An 11,807-nucleotide genomic window follows, 5' to 3' on the forward strand; every position below is an offset into this window, starting at 1 on the left:
GGGGCTCGCCCCCTCCCCCCGTACGGAAGCCATGCCCGGGATACAATGAAACAGAGCCATGATTCCCCCACCCGCCAAACCTGGGCGGTTTTCATGGGAAATGTTAACTGAAATGCTTCACCAGGATTCCGGATCCGGCACCTCTTCCCGGACCCGACCTCAGGACCTCTCATCCTTCACCCGTCCGGCAGTCACCGCCGCCATCATGCCAAGCACCCTGCCGTCTCTGCCGATGATCGGGGTCCCGAGGAGGTCTGCCCGGAACGTCTCCCCACCACTCCTGATGCCGGTCAGTTTGCCGTGCCAGACCTTCCCCTCAAGGGCCGTCCTGACCGCCTCCCTGGCCTCCTCGGGGTGCTCCCAGAACCGGGAAAAATGCGACCCCCGCACCTCCTCCGCGGTCCGGTAACCCCAGAGGGTGAGGTAGGCCGGGTTTGTGTAGATCACCACCCCGTCCAGGTCCAGGAGCGCGACGGCCCGCCCGGTCGAGGCTATCGCACGGTCCTTGAGGAGCATCTCCTGCTCCCGATGCCGCAGATCGGCGATATCAGCGAGGAGAAGGCGATACGTCCGCGCCTCTTCGGTGATGTCCTCGCAGGTAAGATACTGTGTCCCGTCGGGGAGCGTGACCGCGCGGAAGAGGATGACCTTCCTCGACCCGTCCCGGCACCTGACAGTAAACGCCCGGGGCCTGATCTGCCCTGCAACCGACCGCTCAAGGTCCGAGTGCCAGGATTCGATGGCTTCCTGCCGGTACCCGGCGTCCGGGAAGACCAGCCGGAACCACTCGCTGCAGGTGGGCGCGTCGTCAGGCCCGTAGCCGAAGACCTCGACGAACTTCCGGTTGACGTAGACGAACCGCCCTCCGTGGTCGATGAGCGCGACTGCGAAGGGGGATGAATCGACCATGCCCCGGAACCGCTCCCCGCTCAGCCGGAATCGCTCCTCGATCTGCCGCCGGGCAAGGGCGATGGATACCTGCCTGATGAACGACTCCACCGTCTCCCGGTTCTCAAGGTCCTCCCCCTGCTCGAGGAAGATACCGGCGATACCGAAGAGCTGCTCCCGCCAGACCAGCCCTGCGGTCCAGAGCGTTCCGATATTAAACCGGGAGAGGATCTCCTCGCAGACCTCTTTCGGGATCGCCCCAAAGCAGAGGTCGTAGAATGGCCACGAGGCTGGCTCGGGGCGGAGGACGAACTCCTGCATGCCGCGCATCACATGAGGGGTCTGGTGATAGGGGGCGTCGAAAGCCCTGGCAACCGGGAGGACCAGGCCGACAGGGTCCCTTCTGAGGAGTTCCGTGAGCCCCTCCCGGAATCCCTCGCCCGCGACTGCCCTGATGACGAACTGCCGGTCGACCTCGTCGTGGGCGAAGAGGTAGGTGCGTGCTCCCGGGACGAGCTCTGTGAGTCGGTCGACGATGTACTGGTAGATGTCCTCCACCGGCGGCAGATCGACGAGATCCATTGCGGTCCGGGCGAGGAACATCGTGTTCCGGATATACCGTTTCCTCTCGGTGATATCCTCAAGCACGATTGTGCATCCCTTCTCCCCGTCCTCGAACGTCGTCGGGATCACCTGCATCTGGTAGAAAGACTCTCTGTCGCTGTCGTTGCGGCAGCAGACGTCGGTGATCATCTGCTCCCGCTCGAGACCCTCGATGACAGCGAGGGCGCCGGGGTGGAGACGGCCGGGATCGCCGCATCGCGGATGTTCTGCCCAACAAGTTCCTCTTTCGTGCGCCCAAAGTGCCTGAGGAGTTGGTCGTTTGCCTGGATGATCGTGAGGTCGGCGTCGAGGGCCAGGATGAGGTTCTGTGTAAAACAGAGGAAAGCCGAGAGCGGCACGCGCTGTGCAACCGAGTAGACCTTTGCGTTCCCGACAAGACGGGCCTCGACCTGGCCCGCCACCTGCATGACCTCAAGGTGCTTCGAGACCGAGTTCCGGTTCATCCCAAGGGCCCGCGCGATCTCGGTGATCGTCATACCCTTCGGCCGGAACCTGAGGGTTCGCAGGATTCTTCCGGTGATCTCCTGCTCGGGCGGCATACCCGGATAGGGCTACTCTGTCGGAGTATATAATACTCATCTCCACTACTGCATCGAGCCATCTTCACTTGCAAGTGGTGGTCCGTTGCACCTTATTTTGCGGGTTCTGGTGCGTGAGGCAATGACGGAGTCTCACGCGAAGCACGCGGGGGGACGCGAAGGGAAGATGCGGGATGATGAGATGCCCTGGGGCACTGCCACTATCCCCCGGGGTTGCACCGGGCCGGTACTCGTGTGGGCAGGGGTACCAGGGATTTATTCGCAAACGATGCACTCTGTACAGCCGAAGGAGGCCACTATCTATGGACATCACCGAACTCATCACCATATCACAGGGGATGCTTGCGATCATGAACCCGACCACGCCAGAGAAGGTGCTCGCCGCCGGGCGGGCGGCAGGGCTCCGGGAGGGCGCCCGCGTCGTGGAGACCGGATGCGGGAACGGCACGATCCTCGCGCTCTGGGGGCGCGAGTACAGGATATCCGGCGTCGGCATTGAGGCCAGGGAGGATGCCTGCAGGCGGGCAGAGCAGGCGTTCCGTGAGGCGGGCGTCGAGGACCGGATCACGGTCCGGTGCATGGACGCCCGGGAGTACGTCCCCGACGAGCCGTTCGACTGCGCCACCTCGATCGGTGCATCCCACATCCAGGGCGGTTTTGAGGCGACGCTCGACGCCCTGATGGGCCTCGTCACCGATGAGGGGACCATCATCATCGGCGACCGCTGCTGGCGGTCCGACCGCACCCCGCCCGAGTTCGCCCGCGAGTGGCCCGACGTCCTGACCGGGTACGAGATCCTCAGCACCGTGCGGGAGGCGGGGCTCGACGTCGCCGCCGTCATCCGGTCGGACGAGAACGACTGGGACCGCTACGAATCCGGGATCTGGCAGGCGCTCCTCTCCTGGCTCGGCGACAACCCCGGCCACCCCGACCGCGACTTCATCATCGACTACCTCCACCGCCTCCAGGACGAGTACTTCGGCTACGGCCGCGAGTACATGGACTGGGCGATGTATGTCCTGGTGCCGGGGTTCTGGTAACCGGCCGGAAGAACCCTTATATCTCCCGCCCGCCCGGGACTCCCACATGGAGGTCCATGTCGGCACGAGCGGCTGGGCGTACGCCTGGAACCGGGGAGGCAGTCTCGCGTGGTTCGCTGAACACTCCGGCCTTGACGCCATCGAACTGAACGCGAGTTTTTACGGGTTCCCGTCAGAAAAATCCGTCCTCTCGTGGGCTGATGCGGGGTCGGGGCTGCGGTGGAGCATCAAGGTGAACCGGTCGGTCACCCACCGACACCGGTTCAATGAGAAAGCGGTGGCTGTCTGGGAGCGGTTCCGCGAGAGGTTTCTCCCCCTCGACGACCTCGTCGACTTCTACCTCTTCCAGGCCCCGCCGGCGTTCGGAGACGTCAACCGTATCCTCGCATTCGCAGGGGCGACCGGACTCGGAGATCGGTGCGCGGTGGAGATCCGCAACCCCGGCGTGCTCGGTGACGATGAGACGTGCCGCAGGCTCCAGGAAGCGGTCGTCCTGGTCTCGGTCGACTCCCCGGACTTCCGGGAACGGGTCTTCCCGGCGGGTGTCGTCTACCTCAGGGTGCACGGGCGGGAGGACTGGTACCGGCACGACTACACCGACGCCGAACTCGCGGGAATCAGGGATAGGATTGCCGCCATCAGCCCGGAGAGGGCGTACATCTTCTTCAACAACAACCATGCCATGCTCAAGAATGCCAGGGCAATGATGCGCCTCTTTGAGCAGGGACCGGCCGGTTGACGGAGTGAAGAGCGGTTGTTTCCTGACAATACCTCCAATTCGTGTTTCTTTCATCATCTACCCCGGTGCCGCAACAACTACGCCGTCAGACACCCGCCTATTCAAATGTTTTTTGGCAAATCAAGGCGAAAATGAGGATTGATGAGCAATACGAAATAGAATTGTATAAATACAGCATGCATCATCTAATTACTTGGGGAACTACTACCCCGGTGACATGAGAGAATTGTAGACGCGAGCGGGGCACATTCCACACGGGAAGTGCCCGGACTCGCTCGTCGCGTGCGACGTTCAGCACGTTTGGGCGGTCGGGTGGGAATCCACCCCCTGCACCCCCAAGGGACCCTCACGCTCTCTTCTCCACCCCGGCAGGCGTCGTCTGACCTTGTTATCCACGAGCCGGAGCGGGATACACGGGTCACGAGCGATCGCCCGCAGCTCAATCGTACTCAGGCTTTTAAGCGACCAGGTGCCCGTCGACGGTCGACGTCTTCACCCGGACCAGACACTCCCTGCCGCCAAAGCGCATCTTGGGGCGCCGCTGGTGCAGGAGATAGTCTCTGCAGGCACCCCGTGCCCCGGGGGATGGAGTGAATCCCCGGAGTGGATTATTCGCCGTATGTTGTCCGCGTGAGGACGCGAAGGGAGGGTAGGGATAGCAATCGATAGCCTTCACAGGCAACGGTGCGCCTGAAAATGTTAGCTGCAGTGCTCCACTACATGTAGAGCGCCTGGATGGCGACGACCTCGCTGCTGTCCTTTGCCCGTGCGTAGTCTTCCAGGGGCTCGGCGTTCACCTCCAGGAACCGAAGCCCCCACCGAAACGGGGCAAGGATCGTCCGGGCCTGTTCCTTCTCCCCGAGGATGTAGAGCGTCGCGGCCATCGCCTCCACCGACGTCAGCCGGAACGGCCGGCCGAAGTTCACCGGGTTTGCGGCCACGAGGAACGGAAGCGCCCGGCGGTTGCGCCAAGAGGAGACGGCCCCGGTGTCGAGCACCTCCCAGGAGCAGTCGAGCGCCGTTATCGAGGGGAGGTGCCGGTCGGCGGGGGAGACCGCCTGTTCTGCGGTCGGATCGAGGAGGAGGGTCGAGCGGGGAATCCTCGTGATGGAGGTGACGATGGTGGCAAGTCCGCGCTGTCCAAGTTTATTTGCCGTGCACTTCCGGGGGTCGCAGGTGTTGTCCCGATAGGCATAGAGCGGTATCATCTGTCTTGTTATGGTACGCCGTCCAGGTACTATCAATGTACGTGCTCGTCGCTCCCTGCATTGAGGATCCCGCGTACCGTGCCCGGGGGATCACGACTGACGAGGATATCGGCCATTTTCATCGGGCAGTCGAGCGCTGCCGCCGCTTCTCCATCGAGATGGTCCCGCTCCCCTGCCCGGAGACGATCTATCTCGGGGCCGACCGGCCGCCGGGCTCGTTCCTCGATCGGCTCGCGACGCCCGGGTTTGCGGCGCTCCTCGACCGGCTCGAAGAGGAGGTCCGCGCCACGATCAGGGAGCGCCGCAAACCGCCGCTTGCGATCATCGGGGTGGACTCTTCTCCCGCCTGCGGGGTGAATACCACCTACTACTCGTCAGAGAAACAGCCCGGGCGCGGAGCGTTCCTTGCCCGGTTCCCTGATATTCGTGCGGTCGACGTGAAGGACTTTGCCCGGTACCGCATCTACCTTGCCGCCCCGCTCTTCTCCGAGGCGGAGCAGGCCTACAACCTCGCCCTCCACGACCTCCTCGAGCGGCACCTCTTCGATGTCTACCTCCCCCAGGACGTGGGGGATACGAGTCACACACGCTCCCGGGACGAGCATGCGACCATATTCGCGCAGCACCTCCGGGCGCTCCAGGATGCCGATATCGTGGTGGCGGTCATCGACGGTGCGGACGCAGATTCGGGGACGTCCTGGGAGATGGGGTACGCCTACGCTCTCGGTAAACGGGTGGTCGCGCTCAGAACCGATTTCCGGATCGCCGGGCACCACGAGCGGGTCAACCTGATGCTCGAGGAGTCTGCGGCGGTGGTCACGGCGAAAGAGGACCTTCCCGCGGCGCTCGGGTCGCTGCTGGCCTGACGACCGACCGCCAGACTCTTTTTGATGCCGGATTCCCGGAGCCGAGGCTATCCTCGCGGGATCGCAAAAAAGTGAGGTGTATTGTCGGGTGTGTGATAACCACACGGTGGCCGTGGCATCCCGGGGCGGTTGTGCCTTCCGCCCCGGGTTTCCCGTCCCACCGTGCTGGTATGGAGGATTTAGAGAGGTGTGCCTGGATTTGTTCACACCGGGCCTGTTCCCCGGCGCAAACATCAACCTTGACGTTGGTGCAATTCTTGCGTGGTGATTTGAGGTTTCACCGGCCCCAGCCGATCTCATGCCGGTCCGGACCAATAGTGCCTGTATGGCCCGGATAGCAGTAGAGGTTCCCCGCTCTCTGACTGACTCTGGGGATTATGCGTTGATCGATATAGCATATATACTTTCTCCTCATTGCCTTGCATTGTGGTGTGGCATTGTGCGGAGCATCAATGCCACCCACCCCTGCAAAATGCTATATCCCCGGGCGCGAAACTCTATTTGCACATGGAGCCCAACACCGACGCACTCTCTCCCCTGCTTCGAGTCTTAAAAGAGCATCCACGGGGCATGTCGGTCTCTGATCTTGCTGCCGCCGTCGGAGTGAACCGGAACACCGTCTCCCGGTACCTCGATGTCCTCCTCGTATCAGGTCAGGTGGAGATGGAGACCTACGGAAAGGCCAAGGTCTTCTACCTCTCGCAGAGGGTTCCCATCTCAGCCATGCTCAATTTCTCATCAGACCTGGTGCTGGTGCTTGACCGCGACCGCCGGATCATCCAGGCAAACGATGCGGTCTGCGCGTTTGCGGGGGTAGAGCGGAACAACATCATAGGGAAGAGCGTCGAGGAGTCACAGCTGGCCGCGTTCGATCATCCGCTGATACAGGGCCGGATCACCGACGCGCTCAGCGGCAGCGAGGTCGTGGAAGAACTCCGGTTCCTGCGGCACGCTGAGGAACTCTTCTTCCGGGTCAAGTTCCTTCCCACCGTCTTCAACGACGGGACGCCGGGAGTCACCATCATCCTTGAGGATATCACCGAGGGGCGGCGGGCAGAGGAAGCCCTGCGCGAGAGCGAGATGCTCTTCCGGAGCCTTGTCGAGAACATCAACGACCTGATCCTGAACGTGGACGAGACCTGCGCGTTCACCTATGTCAGTCCGAAGAGCCGGGAGATCCTCGGCTACGCTCCTGAGGAGATGCTCGGGAAGACCCCCTGCGACTTCATGGCCCCCGAGAAGGCGGAACGCGTCAGGGTGCAGCTGGCCGCCCTCCTTGCCGACCCAAGGCCCAGGATTCTCTTTGAGTGGACAATGCTCCACCGTAACGGGAACCCCGTCACCCTTGAGGTGAGCGGGACGCCGATCTATGACATGATCGGCAGCTTCACCGGTTACCGGGTGGTCTGCCGTGACATCACCGAACGGGTGCGCGCCACAAAGCGGCTGGCCCAGTGGAAATCGTTCCTCTATTCGGTGGTCAACAACATCCCGAGCATGGTCTTCGTCAGGGAGGTTGAGGGGGAGACGTTCGTCTTCTCGAACCAGGCCGCCGAGACTTTTCTTGGGATGACAAAGGAGGAGATGGCCGGGAAACAGGCCGGAGACCTCTTCCCGCCTGAGATGGCGGCGTTCTTCGCTGATGGGGACCGGGAGATGCTGGAGCGGTCGGCCGTCCGGGAAGAGCAGGTCCGCCTCCCGGACGGACGGTTCCTCTCCATGAAGAAGATCCCGATCTTCAACTCCCGAGGCATGCTGAAGTACATGCTCGGGATCGCCGAGGACGTCACCAACCGCGCTGCCGCCGAGGACCGCCTGGTCGCTGAGCGTGACCGGGCGCAGGGCTACCTGGACGCTGCCGGCGTGATGATCGCGGTGATCGAAGCGGACGGCACCATCAACCTGGTAAACCAGAGAGGGTATGAGATCCTGGGGTATACCGGGGAAGACCTTGCCGGGAAAAACTGGTTCTCGACGATCGTCCCGGAGCGCCTCCGCGACCGGCTCTCCCGGAACTTCGCCCGCCTGATTGCCGGGGAGATCGAGCCGCCTCCCTACGAGAAGAGCCCGGTCGTCACCCGGGACGGCCGGGAGCAGCAGATCCTCTGGCACAACGCCCTCCTGCGCGACACGGACGGGAATGTCGTGGCGATGGTGAGCTCCGGAGAGGAGATCCCGGAGTAGTGGGTTGGTGCTGATACTACCTCACGCAGAAGTTCGCAAAGGAACAACAGGGAGGAATGATACCACGGACTTCGCGCACTCCCGCGTGAGTCGACCCGGGGCGCGTAGAATACCAGGTGCCCTGGAGCAGTAGTGCGACACCCCGAGGAACCCGACCGTTTGCCGGGTATCCCCGGCGTCCCTCCCCGATATCAGGGGAGGGCGGAAGACGAGGAAGGAACGTGCCGGTATCTGGTATTTCCTGCTCCGTTGCGCGGTTTAGAGGTTATCACTTAAATACGCCCTACGGCACATACACTATATGGTGACAACCTGTGGTGGACTTCCTCTCCCTTGTCCTCATCGTCGTCGTGGTGCTGATCATAGTAGGCATCGTGGCGGCGTTCATCGGCATCTATAACCGGTTCTTCTCGCTCAAAAATTCAGCCGAAGCGACGCTCGGTCAGGTGAAGGTCGCGATGAAGAAGCGGCTGGACATGATCGAGCAGCTCCTCGGCGCGGTGAAGAGTTACGCGGCCTTCGAGAAGGAGACCCTGACCGGGGTGACCGCGATGCGGGCCCGTATCGGCAGCGCCGGCCCGGGTGACTTAAACGACCTCGAACGCGAATCCCGGTCGGTCCTCGGGCGCCTCCTCGCCGTCGCTGAGAACTACCCCGACCTCAAGACCTCCCGGACGGTGCAGGACCTGATGGGCGCGGTTAAGGGGATCGAGGACGAGATCGCCAGGCAGCGCTACACCTACAACAACATCGCCCAGCAGTACAACACCATGACCGATACGATCCCCTCGAACCTGGTCGCCGGCGCCATGGGATTTACGAAACTGCAGTACCTGGAGTTCGGTGAGGAGATCGAGCGGGTCCCGACGATAGCGTTCTGATAGACCATGCGCGTGACTGAACGGCAGCAGATCCTCAGCCTTGTCGTCATCACCCTGCTCGTCGGGGTACTGGCGGTCGCCGGAGCGACTGCGCTCCCCTGGCTCTTTCATGGGAACCTGGAGATCCAGCACTATGACGCCGTCTTCTTCGAGAACGGGACCCTGGTCGAGCGGTATACCTATGACGTCCACGCAGCGGGGGAGTACCGGATGCTCTTCCGCTACTGGAACGCACCGCTCACCTTCGGGCCCACCGATCGGCCACACATCGAGTTCCTGGGCATGACCGCACCCCCCGGGACCGTCGGCTACGTCAAGAATTCGGAGGACGGGGTCAGGACGGCCGCCGGGAGTGCGAGCTCTTCAGACCTTGCGGTTATCCGGGACCTTGCGTTCATAAACGAGGTGGGGATATTTGACCCCGACTACTTCGCCCCGGGAACCTACACGGTGGAGTACCGCTACCTGGTCAGGCCGCCGGTCGAGTATGACGGTGCGTGGGCGCACCTGAACCTGAAACTCGTTGATGAGCACATCCCCTACCGGGACCTGCGCATCACCCTCCCGTTCGCCGGGGATATCGAGGAGGTCTACACCCATCCCCCGACCCTTGAGGTCGAGCGGACGGCGGAGGCTGTCGTTATAACCGGGAGCGCTTCCCAGGACGACGCACTGAACGTTGAACTGGTCCTCGACCCGGCGTTCACAGAAAAAATCAACGGGTTCCCTGAGTACGTCCCAGACGTGCGGCAGAAGGCAGCCGACGCCAACCGCTGGCCAAAAGTCCTCTACGGCGCGGCGGAGGTTCTTTACGGCCTCTCGATCCTCCTCGTGCTCGCGATGCCGTTTATCCTCCTCGGCATCTACATCCGCTACGGCAGGGAGAAGCAGTTTACGGTGCCTGAGTACCTGAGTTTCACACCGAATGTCGCGCTCAAGCCCTGGCAGGTGAACCTCCTCTTCAAGGGCGACGCGCTTGAGTTCGACGACAACGGGTTTTACGCGACGGTGCTTGACCTCCACCGCCAGGGGAAGATCGTGGTGACCGAGAAACCGGACGGCGGGGTCATGGTCAGGATCGTCTCAGGAGAGTCCCAGGACCCCTACGAGCAGCGGGTGCTCAATTTCCTCAGCAATATCGCCGAAGACCACGTCGTGGATACAGCCGACCTTGCGGAGTTTTCCAGGACCGCCCAGCGGAGCCCCGGCTACCAGCACCGGATCCTGCAGTACCAGCAGTCGCTCGCTGCCCTGACCAGAAGCGTGGACACCACACTTTCCCGGCAGTACGTCAGGGACGGGCGGGAGATCGTCCTCCCGCTCATCTTCCTCGGCGCCATCCCCTGCGGGCTCTCAATCCTGACGTTCATCTTTGCGCCGGGCGCGGCCTACCTCCTGGTCCCGGCCGGTATCCTCTCCTTCATCGTCGCGGTCCAGGTCGGGATCGCGGCCCTCTTCCCCTCGACGCTCTTCGGCGTCTGGAAGGGCGACCACTACAAGGAGAAACTGGAGTGGGACGCGTTTGCTTACTTCCTCTCCGACCTTGCCCTGATCCGGCAGTACTCCCCGGCCGACCTCTCGATGTGGGGGGAGTGGCTGGTCTACGGGACCGCGCTCGGCCTTGGCGATCGGGTTGAAGCGGCGATGAAGGACCTGAATATCAGCCTCCCGGACGTCGGGATGCCGCTCTACTCGAATATGCCGGTGATCTTTGCTCCAATCGTCCTCTACTCCCCGTCTTCAAGCGGGGGTTCTGGTGGGTTCGGCGGTGGCGGCGGCTCCTTCGGCGGCGGTGGCGGTTTCGGCGGCGGCGGTGTCGGAGGGAGGTAACACTTTTTAGCGCGGTTGCCGCAACCATTAAGTATGGAACGACGCCCGAAAACAGAGTGGATCAAGATACGGCAGCGGCGGGTCGTCGACGAGACCGAGTACTACGCCGACCGGCTCTACGAGACCCAGCAGGCTGCGAAGACCTACGCCCGGCAGCTGCAGTACCAGGGAAAGGACGTCCTCGTCTTCGGGACCGCCAGCGAGGGCGGGCACCGGGGCTACGCCGCGTTCGTCAGGAGATAGGGCATCTTCACGCCGCGGGCAGCCATCCGGCTGTCTGTCCGGTGGAGGAGAAACAGGGCACGGATGGGTGCCTCCAGCGGGGGTCAAACAGAGTGGAGGGTGAACCCCATCCACATTCCCCGTTAATCCGTCGGCCGGGCGAGTGATATATTTCCCGTACGGCAGGGGTTGCATCGTTGAACCGGCCGGTTCAACGCACCAGACGGCACTCCCGGATCGCCGGCCCCGTGCACCGTTGCCGCCACTCGTCGCGGAGAACCCCCCAGACATCAACATCCTCAAAGACGCCCCACTTCCTGACGTGCTCCCGGAGGTGCGCCTCATGGACCATCCCGCATTTCTCCATCACCCTGCCTGATGCCGGGTTGCGCGAGAAGTGCATGGCATAGATCCGGTGCAGGTTCAGGACGGAAAACCCGTACTCGATCACCGCCCAGGCCGCCTCGGTGGCATACCCCCGGCCCCAGAAGGGCCGCCCCACCCAGTAACCGAGCTCAGCCCGCCCATGGCGGCGGTTGATCTCCACGAGCCCCGCCGCACCCACAAGGTCCTGTTCCCCGCGGCAGGTGACGGCGTAAATGACGTGCGCGCCCTTCTCAAACCCGGTCTGCTGCGTGGCAATCCAGGCCTCAGCCGCCCCGTCGGGGTAGGGATAGGGGATATCGAGCGTGCAGGATGCGACCTCATAGTCGGCGAGCCGTTGCACCTCAGGGGCATCCGCAAGGGCGAACGGCCGCAGGAGCAGGCGATCGGTTGCAAGGACGG

At 62.9% G+C, this 11,807-nt stretch carries 11 protein-coding genes; 7 read left to right on the top strand and 4 right to left on the bottom strand.

What is annotated here, in order from left to right; translation table 11 throughout:
- Window positions 1–159 precede the first annotated feature (159 nt).
- On the bottom strand, window positions 160–1,641 hold the full coding sequence (locus BP858_RS01645; RefSeq protein WP_286878669.1) for a PAS domain-containing protein: 1,482 nt from the start codon (window positions 1,639–1,641) through the stop codon (window positions 160–162).
- Window positions 1,638–2,051 carry a helix-turn-helix domain-containing protein gene (locus BP858_RS01650; protein WP_286878672.1) on the bottom strand — a complete coding sequence of 138 codons (414 nt, stop codon included), beginning with the start codon at window positions 2,049–2,051 and terminating at the stop codon, window positions 1,638–1,640. The genes BP858_RS01645 and BP858_RS01650 overlap by 4 nt, the downstream gene beginning before the upstream one ends.
- 302 nt (window positions 2,052–2,353) lie before the next feature.
- Between BP858_RS01650 and BP858_RS01655 the strand changes: the two genes are divergently transcribed.
- Both BP858_RS01655 and BP858_RS01660 read left to right on the top strand, forming a co-directional pair.
- A complete protein-coding gene (locus tag BP858_RS01655; RefSeq protein ID WP_214166376.1) occupies window positions 2,354–3,091 on the top strand; it encodes an SAM-dependent methyltransferase in 738 nt (245 codons plus the stop codon).
- Window positions 3,092–3,137: 46 nt separating this feature from the next.
- On the top strand, window positions 3,138–3,830 hold the full coding sequence (locus tag BP858_RS01660; protein ID WP_074176048.1) for a DUF72 domain-containing protein: 693 nt from the start codon (window positions 3,138–3,140) through the stop codon (window positions 3,828–3,830).
- Window positions 3,831–4,546: 716 nt separating this feature from the next.
- Here the strand turns inward: BP858_RS01660 and BP858_RS01665 are convergent.
- A complete protein-coding gene (locus BP858_RS01665) occupies window positions 4,547–5,038 on the bottom strand; it encodes a DUF367 family protein (RefSeq protein ID WP_074176049.1) in 492 nt (163 codons plus the stop codon).
- Window positions 5,039–5,073: 35 nt separating this feature from the next.
- Here BP858_RS01665 and BP858_RS01670 point away from each other — a divergent pair, with 35 nt between their 5' ends.
- From BP858_RS01670 to BP858_RS01690, 5 genes are all read left to right on the top strand, one after another.
- Window positions 5,074–5,904, top strand: coding sequence for a nucleoside 2-deoxyribosyltransferase (locus tag BP858_RS01670; protein WP_286878675.1), 831 nt, complete (start codon window positions 5,074–5,076; stop codon window positions 5,902–5,904).
- 507 nt (window positions 5,905–6,411) lie between these two features.
- Entirely contained in the window at window positions 6,412–8,088 is a 1,677-nt protein-coding gene (locus BP858_RS01675) for a PAS domain S-box protein (RefSeq protein WP_074176051.1), read from the top strand.
- 314 nt (window positions 8,089–8,402) lie between these two features.
- Complete coding sequence (locus tag BP858_RS01680; protein ID WP_082864974.1) at window positions 8,403–8,969, top strand: LemA family protein; 567 nt, start codon at window positions 8,403–8,405, stop codon at window positions 8,967–8,969.
- 6 nt (window positions 8,970–8,975) lie between these two features.
- The gene (locus tag BP858_RS01685; RefSeq protein ID WP_286878677.1) at window positions 8,976–10,799 is read left to right on the top strand and encodes a DUF2207 domain-containing protein; all 1,824 of its coding nucleotides are present in this window, start codon (window positions 8,976–8,978) and stop codon (window positions 10,797–10,799) included.
- A 33-nt stretch (window positions 10,800–10,832) separates the two neighbouring features.
- Window positions 10,833–11,042: a hypothetical protein gene (locus BP858_RS01690; RefSeq protein WP_074176053.1), complete on the top strand. Its 210-nt coding sequence runs from the start codon at window positions 10,833–10,835 to the stop codon at window positions 11,040–11,042.
- Window positions 11,043–11,232: 190 nt separating this feature from the next.
- On the opposite strand, the gene BP858_RS01695 is transcribed toward BP858_RS01690, so the two are convergent.
- Window positions 11,233–11,807, bottom strand: a 575-nt coding sequence (locus BP858_RS01695) for a GNAT family N-acetyltransferase (RefSeq protein WP_286878678.1), incomplete at its 5' end; no start/stop codon positions are given.

This window comes from Methanoculleus sp. UBA413, from assembly GCF_002502935.1.
GTDB lineage: Archaea > Halobacteriota > Methanomicrobia > Methanomicrobiales > Methanoculleaceae > Methanoculleus > Methanoculleus bourgensis.